The sequence below is a fragment of the Mucilaginibacter sp. PAMB04274 genome, from assembly GCF_039634385.2.
Taxonomy (GTDB): Bacteria; Bacteroidota; Bacteroidia; order Sphingobacteriales; family Sphingobacteriaceae; genus Mucilaginibacter.
Map to the genome: position 1 here is coordinate 2656505 of NZ_CP155081.2, position 20942 is coordinate 2677446.

The following is a 20942-nucleotide window of genomic DNA, read 5'->3' on the forward strand; positions in this document are numbered from 1 at the left end:
TAATTAAAATGAAAGGTCTAAACCAAAGGTGTAAGTTTTTTGAGCAGGGTAACGGTAGAAGGTAACACCATCAACAGCTTGTTCAGGGTCCATCCCCTTATGATTGTACAAGGTGTATAAGTTTTCACCTCTTCCGTAAACCCTCACATTTTTAAGGCCAATGCGTGTTGCCCACTTTTCGGGCAGGTTGTAGGCAAGACTCACGTTTTTTAAACGCGCATAACTGGCATCATGTAAAAAACGGGTTGATATACTATTCCAATTTGTTGCAGTAGTAGTTAAGCGTGGCACATCGGTAACAGTGTTTTGGGGTGTCCAACGGTTAAGTATCTCGGTGCTCCAGGTACGGCCTGTATTTTCGCCGGTATGCAAAATCATTACCTCATCTAAATCCAATATTTTACCGCCAATGTTGTAAGCAACTAAGGCATACAGCTCAAATTGTTTGTACCTGATAGTGGTATTCACACCGCCGTATAATTTCGGAAGCGCGCTTCCCGAAAAGTATTGATCAGCTTCGGCATACACACTGGTTGTAGTACGGCCACTTACGGTGCGGTTACCTGAGGCATCGGTTGTGTAAGTGTTTTTATACCAAAGCGGTTTTCCGTTTGCTGGGTTTACCCCGGCCCACTCACGGATATAAAAGTCATATACAGAGCTGCCTACCGTAAGCTTTTTAGTTGACCCTAATTGTCCAACATTACCAGATATGATTTCCTTTTGAGGAAGTTTGGTAATCTTGTTGTTATAGTGACCAAAGTTAAAGCCAACGGTCCATTTAACATCCTTGCTTACTATAGGCACTAGATTAATTTGCCCCTCGTAGCCGTTGTTACGCAATGACCCAATGTTGTCATCGATGGCAGTGTAGCCTAATGACGGTGCTAAAGGACGACTAAATAGTAAGTCTTTAGAACGACGCTGATATACCTCGAACGTACCGCTGATACGGTTATTAAATACGGCAAAGTCTATACCGGCGTTAAAGTTCAAATTGGTTTCCCATTTCAAACCCGGCGTCGGCAATCTTGATGTAACCAGGCCCGCCTGCCCCAAGCTATTGTAAATAGAGTACAGGTCCTGGTAGGCATAGTATCTGCCAAGGTTATCATTACCCTGTGCACCGTAACTGCTGCGCACCGTAAAAGTGTTCAACCATGACACATTTTTCAAAAAGTTTTCTGATTTGGCATTCCATGATGCACCCAACGACCAGAAATTACCCCACCTTGATTGCGGACTGAATCTTGACGAACCATCGCGGCGGAAACTGGCTGAAAAATAGTAGCGCTGATTGAAGTTATAGTCTAGCTTACCTAAAAAGCTTGCCAGTTTGTATTCGTCTGAAGTGCCGGTGAAGCTGTTTAACAGGGATGCTGCTGCAGGCTCTTGCTTATCGGCAAAACCAAAGTTACTACGGCTTCCCGATAGGGCTGATATGTTGAGCACATATACTTCCTGCCCTGCCAGCACATTAAAATGGTGTGCATTGGCTACGTTAAACGTATAATCGAGCAGATTATTTATGGTATAGCCTACTGTACGTGCAGCATTTTTACTTACCGATCCGCCACCGGTTATACCTGAACCATAAATAGGATTTGTGTACGATAAGCCGCTACGGTTATTGTAATCGGTGTTAACGCTGCTTTTTAATTTTAATCCGTCTGTAATATTGAACTGTAAATTTCCGCGTAGTATTAACGCATCCTGTTTGCTGTTGTAGGTATTTAGATCGGCTATACCCAGCAAGTTGTTACCAGTAGCGGCAGCACTGGGTCGGTAGTTACCGAAGTCGTAAATGCGATTACCTGCCGCATCAAGCCTGTAAGAACCATCGGCATTACGCTCATAAACCGGGTAAATGTCTGCTACAAGGCGCCCGAAATTGGCAAAGTTACCCTGGTCACTATCGGTTTGTGGGGGAGAATCCTGATTGGTGCTTGACGCAGCTACATTTACGCCTGCTTCAAACCACTTATTTACTTTTGTATTGTAGTTTACTCGGGCATTGTATCTTCTAAAATGTGAACCTACAATAAAGCCTTTATCGTCCAGGTATCCACCCGAAACAAAGTAGCGAGAGTCTGCACTACCACCGCTTATGCCCAAGTCAACCTGCCGCCTGATGCCGGTACGGCTTAATGATTTGCTCCAGTCATCATTCCACAGAGGTACTGCGCCCGGTACAATTTTGCCATCTAACCCTACCGGTGTAGGAAATGCGGAGCCGTAAGGATTGATTTTAAGATTACTTACCAGCTCTGTACTGGCAAACTGAGCAGCTTGTTGAGCCGTCTTACCTTGATCGAGCTGATTATTGCGTAGCGCTTCCCATTGCAACTGGAAATAATCGTTCGTATTTACAAAATCGTAATCCTTAACCGCACGTGAGGAAAAGCCGGTATTAGCGTTTAAAGTTACGGTAGGCTTAGCATTGTACTTACCGCGTTTAGTAGTGATAATAATTACACCATTTGCACCGCGCGAGCCGTAAAGTGCACTTGCTGAGGCGTCTTTCAGTACAGATATAGACTCAACATCGGCCGTGTTAATAGCATTGATATTTCCCGAGTATGGAATACCATCAACCACGTATAGCGGATCGCTCGAGGCATTAACGGAACCTATACCGCGTAGCCGGATAGTTGCTTCGCTACCAGGCTGCCCGGCCGATGCCACCGACTGCACACCGGGTACAACGCCCTGCAAGGTACGGCTGATGTTGGATACCTGCCGTTTTTCAAGATCGGCAGCGTTTACAACGGATGCCGAGCCAACGTAGGTTGCCTTGTTGGCCGTACCGTAAGCTACAACAACAACTTCGTTCAAATTATTGTTGGCCGCTTTGAGTTGTACAGATAATATATTACCGCTTACCGGTATCTCTTTTGTTTCAAAACCTACATAGGTAAACACCAGCGTATTTTCGCCGCTCTGCAGGTTAATGCTAAACTTACCATCAGGGTCGGTTTGTGTGTTCTTTTTTTGTCCTTTGACATTGACGTTTACACCGGGCAAGGGTTGTGTACTACCCTCCTGCGTTACCGTCCCGCTTATTTTGCGTTCCTGTGCTTGGGCAAAGGATACCCAGCTTACCAGGAAGATGAACAGTAAAAATTTATATTTCATATCTGATTAGGTTGTTATTGAACTTGAGTTATGTTTCCAAGTTTTGTGTTAAGCTGTTCGATAGCCTTGGTAGCTACGGCTATTTGTTGCCTGGCTTCTTCCCAGTTATTCTGTTCAATGGCCTCCCTTATGCCGGGGAGCGTTTTTACGCCATAACCGGTGTAAAAACCGGGCGCGTAAATACTGTGACGATACCATGGTCTCTTAGGAAGCCCTTCTGCAATAAGTAAACTTTTCTCGGCCTGGTAAACTGCGTTGTTGAATTTTGCAGCCAGTTTAGCGTCTTTTAATGCCTGGCCACTTACCCCATTTAGAGCAGTTGCCAATTGCTTGAGCTTTTGTAATGCGTTATCAAACGCTGCAAAATCAAAACTGGGTACCTCTGGCTTCGCAACGGGTAAAATGGATTTATCCTTAGGATCATTAGCCAGTTGGTAACTGTTGCTTTTTATAAGCTGATTTTCGGTATTGTATTTTTCACGTAGCTGTTCGGTAAGTTGTTTTACCTCACCTTCGTACTGGTTAATAACTTTACCTAGGGTTACAAAGTCAAACGGCAGCACATCGGCATTGGCCAGTCGCAACACGGCGCGGCCTGCTGTTTGGGCCAGGGCAACACCATATACAAAGCTGCTGTCTTTAAAACGCACATAATCATCATACGAGTCATAAATGGAATGATAATCACCTCCGCTGTCTTCGCCACCATAACCCAAGTTAAGTGTGGGGATGCCTAAATGCTGTAAAAACGCGGAATAATCAGAACCCGTGCCCAATGCCGAAAGCGTGAGCGTATCTTGCTTAAGTATCGCTTTTTGCGCTTTGGCTGATACAGCATGCACGGCATCATTAGCCCGCTTACGTTCAAAAACACTTACGCGGGTTTGTGGATCCATCACGTCTTTAGCAATTTCGCTGGTGAACACCTCAAGCGCATGCGAACCTCCGGCACCCAAAAAGCCACGGCTGTTGCCATCGGAATTGATATAAGCTACTGCCTTTTCTTTCAGCTCCACAGCATGATCCTCCACCCATTCTGTTGAGCCGAGCAACGATGGTTCTTCGCCATCCCAAGCGCAATAAACAAGCGTGCGTTTTGGTTTGTAGCCTGCTTTTACCAAGAGGCCAATGGCCCTCGCTTCTTCCAATTGGGCAGCCAAACCACTTATGGGGTCATCAGCGCCGTTTACCCAAGCATCGTGGTGATTGCCCCGTATTACCCATTGCTCTGGGAATTGGCTACCCTTTATTTTGGCAATTACGTTGTAGGCGGGCACTAAATCCCAGTTATGCTCTATTTTTAAATGAACCTTTGCTTTGCCCGGGCCAACATGATAAGTAATGGGCAGTGCTCCGCGCCAATCTGCCGGTGCAACCGGGCCACCCAACGCAGCGAGCAATGGTTGTGCATCACCATAACTAATAGGTAACACCGGAATCTTTAAAATGGTCTGCGCCTCGCTTTTGTCTAATCTTTTGGCTTTTGCAGTTGCGCCAACATTCGGCGTTAAAGGATCGCCGGGGTAAATAACCATATCCATCACAGAGCCGCGCTGCACGGTCTGGTCATTTTTGAACGGTCCTTTAGGGTATACCTCTCCCTGGTAAAAACCATCGTCTTTAGGATCTGAATATATTATACAGCCAATGGCTCCATGCTCATAAGCTACTTTTGGTTTAATACCTCTCCACGAGCGGCCATATTTGGCAATTACTATTTTTCCTTTTACATCAATGCCCAGTTTGTTAAGCTGCTCGTAATCATCGGGCAAGCCGTAATTCACATATACCAATTCGCCGGTTACATCACCATCGGCTCCCCAGGCATTATAGGTGGGCAACTGCCCTTCCTGCCCTGATGTGGCATCCTCGGCAACAGCCGGTTCCTTAAGTTTTGCTGTATATTGAGTAGGATAAGTAAGCTCAAGCAATCGCGTTTTCGGCGTTGGAAACAACACTTGGTACGTTTCTATACGAGCATCCCATCCATACTCTTTAAACTTTTGTAAAACGGCTTGTGCTACGGCCTTTCCTCCGGGCGAGCCCAAATGGTGAGGACGTGCAGCCAATTCTTTAATGTTATGGCCAATACGCACATTACTTATGTGCTTATCAAAGTCTTTTTCTGCCTGAAGTTGTTTAGTTGCAGCTGCCGCCGTAAAGCCCTTAATGTTTGTATTTTGTGCGTATGATGTAGCATAACCGGCAAAGCATAACACTGCCAGCATCCTTATTTTTTTCATAAAGAAATTTATATTTAAATAAAATAGAGGGTGAGAACCTGGATCGGTAAGGTTACTCTATAAATAAGACGAGATCAACAGCAACCGTTGCTTGTATAAGCAACATCATTTGGAGAGTGGATACATGCTATTAGTTTAAAAGAGCCGGTTTTAGAATAAAAATTAAAATTCATAAAATTGTAGATACATTTAAATTGCCTTAGCGCTTTGAAATAATGCCACCGGGTTGCCTACAGCGCCTAAAAAAACTTAATAACCCGATGATGAGGTGTGAGGATGGATTCGAACCACCGTACAAGGTTTTGCAGACCCCTACCTAACCGCTCGGCCACTCCACCATTGCTTTTAAAGCGATGCCTTTAACAAAGGTTTGTTTGCTAAATCGTCTATCACTTTTACCATTTCCGTGAATTCGTTTACGTCATAAAGCCTCGTCAAAAAAACTATCTTACCGCTTTGATCGATGACTACATTACGTGTAACACCAGCTTTTTTATCAGCAAAGCGGCCAAATATATCGGCGCCCGGATCTAAAGCCAAAGGATAGGTTACCTGTATATCCTGGCGAAACTTTTGCACTTTCTCGAGTGGTTCGTCACGGTCTACACCAATAAGCACTACGTTTTTATTCTGGTAAGCCTTCCACACGTCTGTTTCCAAATGCGGCATTTCTCTGCGGCATACGCTGCACCAGCTTGCTGTAAATTGCAATACAACCACTTTGCCGCGTAACTGCTTCAGGGAGGTTTTCTTTCCGTTATCTAACACTAATTCAAAATTGTCGGGCGCCTGGTCTCCTACCTTAACCAGGTATCCTCTGTCTGCATTTGCGGTTGTTGCAACTGTAGAAGATTGTTGCGCAGCACTTTGCGTCTGCGCATTTGATTGAAATGCGGCCGCAACAATTACAGAAGCTGCAAACATTGCTTTGGAAAGAGATTGTAATAGGTAATTTTTCATAATCATATAAGTTGATTGCTTTCAATTTCAAATACTTATACCAGCGAGACTGTAAATGGGCGATGAACAAGCAAAACTTGTATCTTATCATTCTCTCTCATTTGAGGAGCAGGAATTAGCACCTTTTACCTTTTTGAGGTGGTATAGGTTGCTAAGACTTCACAGGGCCTTTCCCTCAGTCTTTCTGGATAAGTAAATCAAAGTACGTTATTTAACACTGCAAATATAGCTATATATTTTACATAGTCTATAGATTTAGTAGATAATTTTCAAAATGAAATAAATGTGACACAAAGAAACGTACAAGTTATTCAGATACAGGCGCAGTTATACCGAATTGTATATGCATAGGGAAGATTGGCCGGCAGTTTTCAAAGGTTCCAAATAAGCCTATTTTTGTGGTAAGTGAAGGCTTTGTATTAGCAACTGGGTAATTATGGAACTTGTTGCAATGCGTGCAAACTTCCTTACTAATACTTATCCTTTTATTACAATTAAGCGTGATGATACTGGATGCTATGATTCAATCATCATTCACCTTCAAATAGATATCCGCTATAAGCCAAACCTGTAGCCACACTTTTAAAATTGTCGCCCGAATTGAGGTTGACGTGAGGAAACTTTTCTTTGAATATGTTTTGAACACTCCCAACCATTGAAGTGCCACCAGTTAAAAAAATACTGTCGACATTGCTGGGTTCTATCTTGTTGTGCGATATAAATTCGTCGAGGTAGTTGGCAATTCGGGTTACGTCTTTGGCAATTATTTGTTCATAAACCGACAGTGGAACATCCTCTTCTATGTCAATATCCATTTCATGGTAAGCGAACCGAGCAGTGTCTGCATTAGAGAGTGTTATTTTGGTTTTCTCAATACACCTGAACACAGCGTAACCCAAGTTGTGTTCAATAAGCGTAATCAGGTTTTTGAATTGCCGGTCTTTCCCCGAAAAGTAATAATAGTCTTCAATATCCTTTTTAATTCGCTGGCCATTAAAAAAGTTCATTTGCTCCCACGAGCATATATTGGCAAAAAGTGATTTAGGCACAGTTAACCGCTTGCCCGGGGTAGCTTCATATTGTGTATGCTTGCCAAAATAGGGCGTACCTTTTTCCCACATAAATGCGGCATCAAAGCTATCACCTCCTATGTAAATACCACCCGTGGCCATCATGTCGTTCTTCCTGTCTTTGCTACCCGCTTTCTCTGGATCCAGAACCAAATAAGTAAAATCAGTAGTACCTCCACCTAAGTCAGCAACCAGTACATTTTCCTTTTTTTGCAAAGTTCTTTCATAAGCAAAAGCAGCGCCGATCGGCTCAAATTGAAAGCGGACCTCCCTGAACCCAGCTAACTCTGCAGCCTTGCTAAGGCGGGTTTGGGCAAGGGTATCCTTTTGCACGTTATCATCATCAAAGAATACAGGCCTGCCTATAACAGCCTTACGGCAATCCTGGCCTATTAGTTTATCAGCCCGCGATTTTAATTCTTTCAGAATGATGGCCACCAAATCAGATGCGTTGTATCGTTTGTTGTGAATCCGCGTTTCGGTAAAACTGCTTCTGGATAAAATTTGCTTAACCGACTTTATAAAACGCCCGCTCATTTGCTCGTTTAAGTAAGCCGAAATTGCTTCCTGGCCTACTACGTAATCCGGAGCAATGCCCGAGCGCTGCTGTTCATAAAAATAAATAAGCGATGGAATAATGATGGTATGTTGAATTTCTTTGGTTTCCTCATTGTAGATAGCCAAAGCAGAGTTAGTTGTACCAAAATCAATTCCGTATAAAAACTTATTCATATAAATGCCGCCTTACCAAAAAATTTAAAGGGCGGCGAAAGTATCAAAAAATAAAGTCAAAATGAAATTACCAGTCTCAAGATTACGCCAAGCTAATCAGGGAGTGGCATGACGTCCATTTAGATTGAACGTATTTAATTGAAATCACTTCGATTAATTACATCATGTGCAACAAATGCAAAAGCCCATGGCTGAGCACACAGCCAGTGATCTGTTTAGTGGCAGTTTATAAATTGGCAAAAAAGCTTCAAAGGCTACGCACCTGTAGAAGCAATTATTTGAGATGCTAATAGGCTTGCCCGAGTTTAGGACAATAAGCTCGATTTACATTTACGATGTAAAACAGAGAACGCTATAGTTGATACGATGCTTACAGACTATCGCACTTTAAAAAACTTGTATTAATGTGCTTTTTAATAACCAGAGTTTAACGGCTTTCAACAAACAATGTCTGCCTTCGCGCTCATTAAACTCCGATTAATACTGTCTGCAATTAATAGCTTATCATTAAATTATCCAATTGAGATCTACAATTCACAATATAAGAACATCGCCGGGTTGAATAACGCGTTATTTTGCGTTGTCTTCATTAGGCTTGCTTTCGTCAGTAATACTTTCATTGGCGAAAAATGATTCGTCAATCTTAATTTCCTTGCTAAGCTTCTTGGCTAATCTTTTTGAACTTTTTTCAATGCTTTTTTTGAATTTTTTCGAACCAGGACCAAACTTGGCAGTAACGTTATTTAGTTCTTTAATCAGTACTGACTCAATTTCGTTTTTGGCAGTTTTTTTTGCGCTTTTTAAGGATGACTTGGTTGACATAAAAGTAGCTTCTTGATAAGCGTCAAATCTAAATTATCTAAATGTTACTTCAATATTATGTTTATGTTAACAAATACATATTAATAAGCGCTTGTATAAAGGCAGATTAACGCCTCAGATTTATAAACAACAGTCATGTTTATTATACTACTACAACGCTTTTGCCGGTAGTGGTAGCACTATTAACATTATTGATTGTACTTACATACCGCCATTCGGATTTAGCTTCGTTGGCTGTGAAAGTGGCCATAATATATCCGCGTCTTGACGCGTCCAGGTATTCAAGTTCTTCGATAAGTAATGCGTTGGCTTGCTCGAAGCTAGCAACTGTTTGTGGATTACTACCAAATATGGCTTCAAAGCCTGGAGAAGTCACAGAGGCAGTGGCAAACTCCACGCCTGCTTTTTGCCCATTGTTAGCTGTTAAGATTGAATACCATGCATTATGCGTGTCGCCGGCTAATGAAACAAGCTTTTTACCAGCTGCTGAAGCATATACCATTTCACGTTCAGCAGGGTATCCGTCCCAAGCATCAAGATTGTACGGTAACGCATTTTGTACCCTGGCTTTTTCTGCCGCGGTTAAGGTAGGATCATTTTGCAGCATGCGTGATTTGATGGCTACCAGTTGGGTTACCAAGGTGTTGTATTGTGTAAGCAATGTAGCGTCAGTACTGCCGCCAGCTATTTGAGCAACAATCAGCAACAATTCGGCGGGCATAAACATTTTACCCATTAATACCTGGTTTCCCAGAACCTGCCATTTTGCAGAACTGCTATTTAGCTTAGCAGCCAACCAACTTTTTTGCTCAGCGCCCAGTATGCTGCGTTGTGGATTTTGCCAATCGGTTAAAAACTTTGTTGTATTAAGTCCGGATGCGGTGAGGTAATCTGCATAACTAAGTTGTTTATCCCGACCAACTATTCGGGTGTCCAGCATTATTAAGTTGACGAAGCCAGCAAAGTCAAAATTCCGGTAAATTTTGGCATTATCCTGAACGCGAGCTGGTAAATACTCATGCCATACTTGTATTGCACTTAATTTACGCGTTGCAAAATCACCTTCATTGGCCTGATGATTCTCTGCCCCATCTTTATACGCATCATTTGCCACCTCATGGTCATCCCATACACAAATGAATGGTTTTAACTGATGCGCTTTCTGTAATTGCTCATCGCTACGGTACTGGCGGTATCTTTCGCGGTAGTCTGCCACTTTAAGTATTTCACCAACCGGTTTATGCGCCCGGTTTAAATTGGCCGTTGCTGTGCTGGCTCCATACCCGCCGGCCGGGTACTCATAAATGTAATCGCCCAAGTGCACCACCACGTCGGCATCCGACTCAGCTACGGCACCGTAAACATTGAACAAGCCAGCTTGGAAATTAGCACATGATACAACGGCCATCTTCACTTCATTTGCCTGCCCGGCTGCCGGTAACGTTTTAGTTTCGCCAGTTACGGATACCGCCATTGTCTTTTCGTTGCGAAAACGATAGTAATATTTGGTATTTGCCGTTAAGTTACTTACATCTACGTGCACTGTATAATCGCTGGCAGTATCAACCATAACCGACTGACTTACTACTACGTTCTTAAAATCTTTATCTTTAGCTACATCCAATAATATTGTAGGTTTGGTGACTTCTTGTGCTGCGGGTGTATAACGGGTCCACAAAATAATTTGTGTTTGGCTGGGATCAAAGCTGGCTACGCCTTCTTTAAAACCATGTCCTTCATAGGTCTCCTCGTCGTCGTCATCATTATCCTTTTTACAACTGGTGATAGCCGATGGTAATAAGACCACACCAGCGCCTGCAATTGCTGCATTTCGTATGAAATTACGGCGGCTGAGTTTTCTGAGTATTTGTTCATTATTCATTTAGCGAGATTATTTTCACCAATCTATCATTTTTAAATGTGTTCAGTATAAAGCCTTTATAATGCTTGCGTTAACTTGGTGAAAAATTAACTGCGCCTCTGTCGTGCATTTTATAACAATACGTTATACAACCGCTGTAGCATCTTCACATTTGTCGATGTATACTCAAGTGCAGCTACTGATTACCTCCCCCTATAGCCCTTTGGCAATCAACGCTGCCGTTTTAACAAGGTATGGCGCATAGCGTAATACATGGCAAACCGCTACCATACGGCCCATTTTTTACGAACAATAAAATATCACGAAGTTGTTTCTCAGTAGGTGCAATTGTTGTTTCTGATAAAATAGAGTACCCCATGGCTTAAAAATAAAACCGGCCTGGGCAACTACTTGTCATAACCAATTCGATATATGGTACGGTAAGACCGTTTAAAGGCTTTTTTACTGTTGAGACGTTATTGAGGTACTTTTACAATTGGTAAAGCACCCGGTAATATTCATCGGCCATTCGGCCCGATTCAAAAGCGGGCACTACATCTTTGGCAGCCTTCTTTTGTATTTGGAACCATTTGGGTTGGTTATCGTAGTATACCGGTAGCACCTTCTCCTCTAACACATGCATTAAGTTTTCATTTTCTAACCGGCCTTTCTCTTCGGCAGGCAAATGATCATCCGCTGGTTGAATAAGAAAACAGTTTTCCCCATCGGCAGCAAATTCCGGCACCCAGCCGTCGGGCAAGGAAAGATTGATGGCGCCATTCATTGCAGCTGTCATACCACTCGTTCCGGAGGCCTCTCTATACATTGTGGGGTTGTTCAACCATATGTCCGCACCTTTCTTCAGTAAGGCCGACAAGCCAAGTTCATAACCTGTAAGCACAGCGCAGTTTTTAAATGTCTTACTCCTCGATATAATATGATTAAACAGATTTACACTATCTGTGTCTCCCGGATAAGGCTTGCCTGCCCATATTAGTTGTATCGGATATTGAGCATTGTTTACCAATTTCTCAAATCTTTCCCAATCCCGCATAATCAAATCGGCCCGCTTATAACCTGCAAAGCGCCTGGCCCAAACTACAGTAAGCACATTTTCATCAAACAGCTTACCACACTGGTTCGCTACCTCCTTAAATAAGGTCTTTTTCAGTTCCTTCTTCCGTAATGTGGCCATTGCATTATCTCCATTAGTAAATGCATCGGCAAGCAAAGCATCTACCCAATAATTTTCATTTTGCGCATTAGTTATAGCCGTAATTTCGCAAACACCTTCATTGTTCCCCCACATTTGGGTAGCCACTTCCCTATGTAATTTAGAAACACCGTTAGCCTTTCGCGCAAATTTAAGTGCCGCTAGTGTATAATTAAAGTCATCGCCTTGCATACCTAGAATGTATTTCACTTCATGCACCTGTAAATGATAGAACAACGACATTTCTTTGAGCAACTCATAATTATGTGACTCGTTACCTGCCATTTCAGGCGTATGTGTGGTAAACACTACCCGCTTCTTAACCTCTTCAAGGCTTTTAAACTTAGCATACAGATAAAAGTTGAGTGACACAGAATGGCCCTCGTTCATATGGTAAACCTCTGGTTCTATACCTAATGCATCAAGCAACATGGCTCCGCCAATACCTAAAATAATGGTTTGCGCAATACGGGTAGACTCATTACCATCATATAAACGGTGTGTTATGGACCTGGAAACATCATCGTTTTCTGGAATATCAGTGCTCAGTAATAATAGTGGCGCTGAGCCAAACGTATCCGGCTTTAGAAGCCAAGCTTTTACGTGTACCGGTGCATCATGTACGGTTACCGTAAAAACTATACCTGTATCTTGCAAAAAAAAGTAGTCCTTTTGAATAAACTCCGACTTCATCAGCGCATTACCATCTCTAACCTGATCGTAGTAACCATATTTCCAAAGTATACCTATACCCAGTAAATTCTGCTTAAGCTCGTAGGCACTGCGTAGATGCGACCCAGCAAGAAAGCCAAGTCCGCCGCTATAAATTTTCAGTGCCTGATCTATAGCAAACTCCATTGAAAAGTAAGCAACCGATGTGTTGTATTTTGGGTCAATTTCGTAGCTGAAAATATCTTGTTTAGTAATCATTGGGGATTTGATGTAGCTGGGTTTAATGCAAAGCCTTAAGGTATATGAATAGTTTCAGTATATGAGTATACAAGTTGATTAAACCGCCACCTTTTGCAAAACCTGCTGACTTTTTAACTCTTGAACAAGGGCTTTTAATTTCGTCATATAATCTTCTTGCAGCCACTCCAAATAGTTCTTTGTAACCTTACCAAGGCATTTGCCATACTGTTTAACACGCCATTCAATCTCTTTTTTAAGCTCGTCTGCCAAAGCAATGGCCTCGCTTATGGTATCGCTATTGTCTGCACACATATGTGCGTGTTGGTTAACCGATTCTGTTATTACACTACCGGCCTTCTCTTGATTATCTATGGCCGCCTGGTAAGCTTTCTGAATGTCGAATGAAATTTCTAAGCTATTTGGAAACTTCGAACGCATTTCGGAAGGCATATGATGGGCTTCGTGGCTTGATTGCGCATGAACACTTTCACTATAAGCCTCCGGATTTTCAAAAACGTATTGCCAATCCACCTCTGCATTCCATGCACCAAAACGATCTGTGTTATTGCCCAGATCAATAATAGAAAAATTCTTCTTGTTGGGTAATCTTCTGGAACCACGGCCAATCATTTGATGATATAGGGTAAGAGAGGTTGTAGCCCGGTTAAGAATTACCGTTTGGATGGATGGCTCATCAAACCCGGTAGTTAAAATGGAAACCGACGTTAATATAGCCCCCTTTGTTACCTTAAGCCATTTCAATATCTCTGCACGTTCAGTAGCCGAAGTTTCGTTATCCAGGTGCCTTGTGTCATAACCCGCATCGCTAAACATCTTGCAAACTGCCTTCGAAGTAAAGATGCCATTATTGAAAATTAGCGTCTTTTTATTTTTAGAATGCTCTTGATATGCATGCAACAATAAATCAAGCATAGCTGGAGACGAGTACAGATCGTCAGAAGTACTGGTGGTAAAATCACCATGTGCGCCGGTCTGCAGAGTATTCAACTCTACATCGTACCGCCATATAGCTGGTTTTGCTAAAAAGCCTTTCTCTATTAACGAAATGATGCTTTCTCCAATAACGAGTTCGTTATAAGTACTGCGCATGGGCGAGTTGATATCAGAACTAAACGGGGTAGCAGTAACGCCTATAATTCTGGCGTTACTAAACTTGTCTAACAACTTTTGAAACGAATTATGATGTGCTTCATCTATGATGAGAAGACCTATCTCATCCGTGTCAACCAATCCATCAGCAATGCGATTATTAAGTGTTTCCACCATTGCCACGTAGCAACGGTATTTATCTTTCCGGCTCAGCTGTTTTACGGCGCTATTTATAATTTTATTCTTTAGCCCAAAGCTTTTTAAGGTAGCCGAGGTTTGGTTACATAGTTCTTGCCGGTGAGTCAAAATCATCACTTTCTGATCATATTTGGAGATAAAGCGATTTGCAATCTCTGAAAAGATGACCGTTTTGCCACCACCGGTGGGCAACTGGTACAGTAATTTATAATTACAGGACGCCTGCTCCATTTTATCGAACAGCGTTTGTATGTCTTTTTCCTGGTAGTCGTAAAGTGTTCCGGATGTTGTATTCAACGCTGGGTATAATTTGTCGGGCATATTTCGGTTTTGTAGTTTAAAACTCCGTTTAGTAAAAGAGTCTTTAAACCTTTGCTATCAAGAATGCAGCCAATCTTATCGTACAAATTATTCAACCCACCTCCCCAATCTCCCAGCAATACTCTATATCAATCACATCAGGGTGATGGCCACCATTTAACTATATCAACACACTTAAGAATTAGCAAAATACGCCGTAAGCACCAAACTTTTAATGCTTATGACTTTAGTGTCCTAGATACTTATCCAGGCTTACATTATTAATTGCTGTACACGGCTAACCATTTAGCCTTTATAGGCTGCGCGTGCCTGTGTGAACTCTTTGCCAATACCCTGTTCGATAGCATCCAGTGGTTCATTAATATCCTAAAATTAAAACAATCAATTATGAAAAATCTCTTTTTTACCGCAGTTGCTTTTTTTCTGTTTAACTTATCTGATTTGCAGGTTAAAGCCCAAAGCAGGGCTGAATGTATCTCATCTAACGGCTATCGGGTATTGGTCGGCAATAAAAATGTGAAGAAAGTAACCACCGTCCAATTTTATAGCATAGAGAACCAACTGATTTATCAAGAAGAAGTTCGAAACCAAAAAATAAACATAAACCGACTTAAAACGTTGCGCTGCCTTAAAAAAGGATTAGACTCTGCACTAATTGCATTGAACCTGGAAAAGCAAGCTATCCATAACAAAAACTGGATGGCTGTTAATCTTAAGCAATAAATGTTAAAAGTACTAACCAAGCTTATAAACTAAAAAGGCTGCCCCTAAAATTATAAGCCAGCCTTTTTAGTTTGAACGCCTAACGGTTGTAACGTGTAACAGCGCAGTTGTCTATTTACTTTTGTTCGATTCTATAGCGTCATTACTTTTCTGCCTTAGTAATTTTCACTTCATTAGTTTCAACTTTTGCACCGTTGATGGTTACATTATCAAGCTGAAGGCCGACTAAATTGGCTATGCTGTACGGAACTTTAACGTTGTTGATAGAAACGTTGTTCAGGCGTAAGTTTTGTACCGGTTGTTTTTCATAGCCCTCTACCAGTATACCGGTAGTGCCACCATGTTTCACTTGCATATTGCTTACCTCGATATTTCGGATAAGCGGCATAAAAGCACCGGTATCTTCATAAAACATAGTGATCAATATAGCTTCTTGCTTTACCTGCCCAACGGCAATGTTGCGTAAGTAAATATTTTCGGTAGTACCGCCCCTGGCCGAACTGGTTTTAATGCGCAGTGCCCTATCCAAAAGCGGACTGTTCATGGTACAGTTTTGAGCAAATACGTTTTTCACTCCACCCGAAATTTCGCTGCCAATCACAATACCACCGTGGCCATTAACCATAGTACAGCCTTCAATAATTACGTTTTCGCACGGTATATTAATACGTCGGCCATCGCGGTTACGGCCCGATTTGAGCGCTATGCAGTCGTCGCCCGTGTTAAAGTAGCAATCCTTAATCAGTACATTTCGGCAAGATTCAGGGTCGCAACCATCGGTGTTGGGGCCACTGCTTTCAACAGTTACCTTATTAATTGTAACGTTGGTACACAGCACCGGGTTCAGTATCCACATGGGCGAATTAATAATTTTGACGCCTTCTATCAGTATATCCGTACAAAGGTAAGGCTGTACAAATTGCGGACGCAAGTAAAAACCATTACCAAATTTACGATCGCGCTGCGGTACGTCTTTTTCGGCCATAGCAAATAACGCCGGACGGTTACCTTTATCCGTTTGGCTAGGAGTACCTGGCTTATAGCCGTATTCTTCTTTTCCCTTCCAGGGCCACCAGTTTTGGTTAGTGGCCTGCCCATCTAACACGCCTTCGCCCGTTACGGCAATGTGATGTTCTTTGTAAGCATACACCAACGGCGAATAATTCATTAGCTCCACACCTTCCCAGCGGGTAGGTACAAGCGGCAGGTAATCATCGGGCCGGGTAGAAAAAAGCAGTACTGCACCTTTATTGAGATGAAGGTTAACATTGCTTTTCAGGTATACAGGACCGGTTAAATACTTTCCCGCAGGCACTACCACCCTACCACCGCCAGCTTTATTACAAGCTGCAATGGCAGCTTTGATGGCTTTGCTACAGTCCACCTTACCATTACCTGATGCGCCATAGCGGGTTACGTCAAAATCACGTTTTGGAAACGTGGGCGCTTTGATTTGCGCCAATATACCATCAAGCTGTGACCAGCCGCTACCTACAGGCGTTTGGGCAAGAGCTGAGCAGCCAATTAGACCCAACATTAAAACAAGTTGGCATTTATATAATTTTTTTATGAGTGCTGATCTTTTAATCATAAGCTAATATCCGGTTATTTTGTGAATTATTCCTCACCTGCCTATTCTTAAGAACTGCAAGATAACATTGAACAACCAGCCATTTGTGTTGCCCATCCGGGCCTGATTTCATAAAACTCATCAAACCGTTTAGAATACGGATCTTTTATTGCCTCCTGTAGCTTTAAAAACAGTTCGTTGTTTCCTTTTTCCAGTTCTTCAATAGCCTGATGAAGCAGGTAATTTCTTAAAATAAACCGCGGATTGCTTTTCATCATACTTAACCTTGTATCCTCGTCAGAGCCAGCGTTAGTTTTTCTTCGAATAATATAATTTGTGATTACCGAGTAGAGCTGTTCACTGCCTGCTGCCGAAAGATCATCATAAAAGCTATCTCTAAAGTGGTTTACGATAGTGTCTTTATCGTTTGTGTCGAGTGGCAGATCAATCAGTAACTGATAAAAGATAGTCATATCCGGCTGTATCGAAGTCAGCATTTTTTCAATGTCCTGAAATAGTGTAACGTCTTCTTTCCGCACGCTATCCAAGCCAAGTTTACTGGCCATCATTGCGTAATACTTACTCCAGTAGATATCTTCATAGATTTTCAGTTGCTCGGCTAATTGGTCCGTATCCGGAAACATCGGAACCAACGCATTGGCCAGGCAACTTAAATTCCAGTAGGCAATATTAGCCTGCTGACCAAAAGCATAACGCCTTCCCGGCAAATCGGTTGTGTTGGGTGTAAAATTCGGGTCGTAGTTATCCAAAAAAGAAAATGGCCCATAATCGATCGTTAAACCTAATACGGACATATTGTCGGTGTTCATTACCCCATGCACAAAACCAACTCTTAGCCATTCCACAATCATGGTTGCCGTGCGCTCTATTACTTCACCAAACCATTTCAGTACTTTATCATCCCCTTCAATATGTGGATAATAACGCTCAATGGTCCAGTTTACCAGGTTTGTGAGGCTTTCAATCTCATTTCTTGCAGCAAGTATTTCAAAGTTACCAAACCGCAAAAAGCTCGGCGCAACGCGAGCTACAATTGCTCCAGGTTCATAAGCAGGCCTTCCGTCATAAAACATATCCCGCACAATCTGATCGCCCGTGCCTACAAGGCTCAATGCCCTCGTGGTAGGAACACCCAGATAATGCATAGCCTCGCTCATCAAATACTCCCTTAGCGACGAACGTAAGACCGCCCGGCCATCTCCCCTTCGCGAATAAGCCGTTCGACCGGCTCCTTTTAGCTGGATCTCCCATGCATCACCTGCCGGCGTTTCCCATTCACCTAAACAAATGGCACGCCCATCACCCAACTGCCCGGCCCAATTACCAAACTGATGCCCTGCGTAGCATAAAGCATAAGGTTGCATAGATGGTGTAACGAGGTTACCACCCAGCAAATTAATATCGCCTTCAGCAGGCATTGCTATACCCAGCTCGGCCGCTAATTCAGGAGACCAGGCCAAAAGCACAGGCTTATTTACCGGGGTGGGCATGGTTTTGCTATACAATACACCAGGTGTTTGACGAGGCTTTAAACTGCCGCTATCATCTCCCGGAAAAGTGCTTACAAAAGCATATTTAAAAACGTCAGAACTTAAATGTTGCATAATAATTTTCGATATACATTAATAGCCAATGTCATGCCACATCTCAAGTGTGCGGGCTAAAATCAACCTCTATTCAGCTTATATGACATTCAATTAGCTTATAAGCTTTGATGCAATAGTCAATATCAAATATTGATTTTTAAAGTAGTGATTCGATCAAATGCATCTCCTCAAGGCAATGAATATTCAACTACCGAGAAGGGTTTGACATAAGGTTTGAAGTTGCGCTACCGTGGACACTATACTGTTAAACTGACTATTAAGCGCAGTATCATTAGCAGATGTCTCTCCGTTTAACCCATTAACTTGTTCCTCTTTAATTTGCACTTTACTTGCTTCCTCATCATTAAGGCATTCCATGCACTTTCGCAGGCTATTTAAAGCTTGTGCAGTCATTATTCTGTGCAGGCTATTACCATTAAGGCTACCGCTGTTAAGATTTAAAGATGCTACGGCACCATACAACTGATGATTAAGTGCCTGAAAACGCTGTAAGTGATCCACGGCAATATCCATTCTTTTCGGTTCGAGCAGCAGGCGCTGAAAAGCTGCTGAAAAATCGGCCAGCCGCGTATATACATTTTTACGCAGCAGTTTGTAAGTGTTATAACTAACGGTTTCTCCGGAAAGTTTTTGGTACAAAGCGTCTAAGTAAGCGTAATTGGCGTCAAGCACGTTATTAAGGTACCGGCTCAGATTATGCTTTTCCCAAACCGGGAAGATGTATGACGCCACAAGTGCAATTGCACAGCCAATTAGCGTATCATAAATTCGTTCAAATATAAAAGCAGTTTTTCCCTCACTGTAAATATGCAGGCAAATCATAACCATAGGCGTTATAAACATTACGCTGAGCGCATATTTGGTGCGGCTGAACGTAAAAAACCCCAACAAGAGAAAAAGCGAAATGGTAAGCAATACCGCTGTGCTATTGATAAAGGCAATGAGCAATAACCCCACAGCCACACCTGTAAGCGTGCCAATGAGGCGCTGCTTATTACGCTGCCTTGTAATGCTATAGGCTGGTTTCATGATTACTATTACAGTAAGCATGATCCAGTAACTGTACCCACCTAACGGAAAAGCACAAGTTAGTATGTAAGCAAATGTACAGGCTACCGCCAACCGTAAAGAAAACCTGAACACAGGCGACCTGAAGTTGAGATGCATTTTAAACTGACTAAAAGTGCGTGGCCTGTAGGTTAAAAAATCCGGATAACTCAGGGCTTCGTTTTCAACCAATTCTATTTCTTCCTGACCGGCCATCAGAGCCTTAAGCCGGGTTATACGCTCAGAAACATCTTCAATGTTATGCTTTAAATGCCGCAACAGGGCCTGATTATTTACGTTTTCCTTTTCTATAATATATTGCAGACGGCTATGCAGGTAAGCCACTTCTTGGCTGTGATGATTAGGCGTTACACTTTTGTTCAGATAGAATGCATTACCAGCCTGATCAATGTCTAATGCCATAATTTCGATAAGCCGGCTTATAACCTCTGGCGCGCCGCTCATACCCAGTGCATCTCTAAAATGTTGATAGTCGAAATGAACAGTGGTAATATGTTCATAAAGGTCAATCACCTGCGTGGCAATTCTTAATAACAACTGCCCTTTCTTATTATCTGATCGCATGGCCAGTTTGTCGCGAAGTAAGAGGTCGCGAACGTTTTCATGCTTTTCATTTACCAGTGTATGAAGCGGTATAATATTATAATAACATTCTTCGAGAGGAATGTTGCGGTTATAAAAAGCTGTACGGGCTTGCATATACGTTGAAGTAGCCTTTATACATTCGGTTACCGCCTGGTATAACGAGCGAAACGGCCATAACCATGACTGCAGTAAACTGATCATGTAATAGCAAACCCCTCCTGTAAGTATGTAGGCGCTGAATTCGAATCCATTAAGTGGCCGCATTCCGCTAATGAATATGCAAAGCGCTATGGCTGTAGTGCCAATCATAGAAAAACGATTGCCAAACGTTGTTAGCATAGCAAAGCTAAAACAAAACACAAATAGCATAATACCCAGCAGCCAAGGATGCTGCCAGCAAAACGAGGTAACCAGTGTAACAAAAAAGAAAAGACCAATGCTAACCAGTGAACCCAACTTTTTATCACTGTAGGTACCCGAACTATCGGTAAGGCTGGTTAATAATGTACCAATACCTACGGCAACGGCGATATCCGGTTTACCTAAACTAAACAACAGCCATACAGGCAAAAAAATGCTTATAGTTGTGCGTAGCGCATCAGTAAAAAATTCGCTCGATAGAAAAAAAGAAAGCTTCTTTTTATTGGTTAACCAAATCATCTAACACTAAATGACACTTATGAGAATGTAATACCTAGGATGTTATTTTGTTTTGCGGTTGACTATTATAGCTCTACTGAATAGCATATTTCCAATCACGCGCAGGTTTAAATACTGCCCGCTTGTACTGG

The 20942-nt window shown here is 42.4% G+C and carries 12 protein-coding genes, 1 tRNA gene and 1 riboswitch; of the genes, 1 reads left to right on the plus strand and 12 read right to left on the minus strand.

Annotation, left to right across the window (positions count from 1 at the left end):
• Positions 1-3: 3 nt before the first annotated feature.
• From ABDD95_RS11200 to ABDD95_RS11240, 9 genes are all read right to left on the minus strand, one after another.
• Positions 4-3135 carry a TonB-dependent receptor gene (locus ABDD95_RS11200; RefSeq protein WP_345951978.1) on the minus strand — a complete coding sequence of 1044 codons (3132 nt, stop codon included), beginning with the start codon at positions 3133-3135 and terminating at the stop codon, positions 4-6.
• Between the two features lie 14 nt (positions 3136-3149).
• Positions 3150-5378 carry a transferrin receptor-like dimerization domain-containing protein gene (locus ABDD95_RS11205; protein WP_345951979.1) on the minus strand — a complete coding sequence of 743 codons (2229 nt, stop codon included), beginning with the start codon at positions 5376-5378 and terminating at the stop codon, positions 3150-3152.
• Between the two features lie 266 nt (positions 5379-5644).
• A tRNA-Cys gene (locus ABDD95_RS11210) sits at positions 5645-5716 on the minus strand.
• Positions 5717-5723: 7 nt separating this feature from the next.
• Positions 5724-6338 (minus strand): TlpA disulfide reductase family protein, encoded by a 615-nt coding sequence (locus ABDD95_RS11215; RefSeq protein ID WP_345951980.1) that lies wholly within the window; start codon positions 6336-6338, stop codon positions 5724-5726.
• Between the two features lie 81 nt (positions 6339-6419).
• Positions 6420-6533, minus strand: a riboswitch (SAM riboswitch).
• 335 nt (positions 6534-6868) lie between these two features.
• Positions 6869-8140: an Hsp70 family protein gene (locus ABDD95_RS11220; RefSeq protein ID WP_345951981.1), complete on the minus strand. Its 1272-nt coding sequence runs from the start codon at positions 8138-8140 to the stop codon at positions 6869-6871.
• A gap of 570 nt (positions 8141-8710) precedes the next feature.
• Positions 8711-8962, minus strand: coding sequence for a hypothetical protein (locus ABDD95_RS11225; protein WP_345951982.1), 252 nt, complete (start codon positions 8960-8962; stop codon positions 8711-8713).
• Positions 8963-9104: 142 nt separating this feature from the next.
• Positions 9105-10844, minus strand: a complete 1740-nt coding sequence (locus tag ABDD95_RS11230) for an alkaline phosphatase D family protein (protein WP_345951983.1) — start codon at positions 10842-10844, stop codon at positions 9105-9107.
• 469 nt (positions 10845-11313) lie between these two features.
• Positions 11314-12966, minus strand: a complete 1653-nt coding sequence (gene glgP, locus ABDD95_RS11235; protein ID WP_345951984.1) for an alpha-glucan family phosphorylase — start codon at positions 12964-12966, stop codon at positions 11314-11316.
• A gap of 78 nt (positions 12967-13044) precedes the next feature.
• Positions 13045-14577, minus strand: a complete 1533-nt coding sequence (locus ABDD95_RS11240; RefSeq protein ID WP_345951985.1) for a DEAD/DEAH box helicase — start codon at positions 14575-14577, stop codon at positions 13045-13047.
• 387 nt (positions 14578-14964) lie between these two features.
• Between ABDD95_RS11240 and ABDD95_RS11245 the strand changes: the two genes are divergently transcribed.
• Complete coding sequence (locus tag ABDD95_RS11245) at positions 14965-15300, plus strand: hypothetical protein (protein ID WP_345951986.1); 336 nt, start codon at positions 14965-14967, stop codon at positions 15298-15300.
• 142 nt (positions 15301-15442) lie between these two features.
• On the opposite strand, the gene ABDD95_RS11250 is transcribed toward ABDD95_RS11245, so the two are convergent.
• The 3 genes from ABDD95_RS11250 to ABDD95_RS11260 all read right to left on the minus strand — a co-directional run bounded on the left by ABDD95_RS11250 (position 15443) and on the right by ABDD95_RS11260 (position 20811).
• Positions 15443-16837, minus strand: coding sequence for a glycoside hydrolase family 28 protein (locus tag ABDD95_RS11250; protein ID WP_345951987.1), 1395 nt, complete (start codon positions 16835-16837; stop codon positions 15443-15445).
• Positions 16838-16938: 101 nt separating this feature from the next.
• Positions 16939-18495, minus strand: coding sequence for a protein adenylyltransferase SelO (locus ABDD95_RS11255; protein ID WP_345951988.1), 1557 nt, complete (start codon positions 18493-18495; stop codon positions 16939-16941).
• Between the two features lie 186 nt (positions 18496-18681).
• The gene (locus tag ABDD95_RS11260) at positions 18682-20811 is read right to left on the minus strand and encodes an FUSC family membrane protein (RefSeq protein ID WP_345951989.1); all 2130 of its coding nucleotides are present in this window, start codon (positions 20809-20811) and stop codon (positions 18682-18684) included.
• Between the last annotated feature and the right edge of the window lie 131 nt (positions 20812-20942).

What these genes read in the sequence shown, in the direction of transcription:
- glgP (WP_345951984.1), bottom strand. Translation starts at nt 12,966, where the DNA reads ATGATTACTAAACAAGATATTTTCAGCTACGAAATTGACCCAAAATAC.
- ABDD95_RS11205 (WP_345951979.1), bottom strand. Translation starts at nt 5,378, where the DNA reads ATGAAAAAAATAAGGATGCTGGCAGTGTTATGCTTTGCCGGTTATGCT.
- ABDD95_RS11225 (WP_345951982.1), bottom strand. Translation starts at nt 8,962, where the DNA reads ATGTCAACCAAGTCATCCTTAAAAAGCGCAAAAAAAACTGCCAAAAAC.
- ABDD95_RS11255 (WP_345951988.1), bottom strand. Translation starts at nt 18,495, where the DNA reads ATGCAACATTTAAGTTCTGACGTTTTTAAATATGCTTTTGTAAGCACT.
- ABDD95_RS11240 (WP_345951985.1), bottom strand. Translation starts at nt 14,577, where the DNA reads ATGCCCGACAAATTATACCCAGCGTTGAATACAACATCCGGAACACTT.
- ABDD95_RS11220 (WP_345951981.1), bottom strand. Translation starts at nt 8,140, where the DNA reads ATGAATAAGTTTTTATACGGAATTGATTTTGGTACAACTAACTCTGCT.
- ABDD95_RS11230 (WP_345951983.1), bottom strand. Translation starts at nt 10,844, where the DNA reads ATGAATAATGAACAAATACTCAGAAAACTCAGCCGCCGTAATTTCATA.
- ABDD95_RS11245 (WP_345951986.1), top strand. Translation starts at nt 14,965, where the DNA reads ATGAAAAATCTCTTTTTTACCGCAGTTGCTTTTTTTCTGTTTAACTTA.
- ABDD95_RS11260 (WP_345951989.1), bottom strand. Translation starts at nt 20,811, where the DNA reads ATGATTTGGTTAACCAATAAAAAGAAGCTTTCTTTTTTTCTATCGAGC.
- ABDD95_RS11250 (WP_345951987.1), bottom strand. Translation starts at nt 16,837, where the DNA reads ATGTTGGGTCTAATTGGCTGCTCAGCTCTTGCCCAAACGCCTGTAGGT.
- ABDD95_RS11215 (WP_345951980.1), bottom strand. Translation starts at nt 6,338, where the DNA reads ATGAAAAATTACCTATTACAATCTCTTTCCAAAGCAATGTTTGCAGCT.
- ABDD95_RS11200 (WP_345951978.1), bottom strand. Translation starts at nt 3,135, where the DNA reads ATGAAATATAAATTTTTACTGTTCATCTTCCTGGTAAGCTGGGTATCC.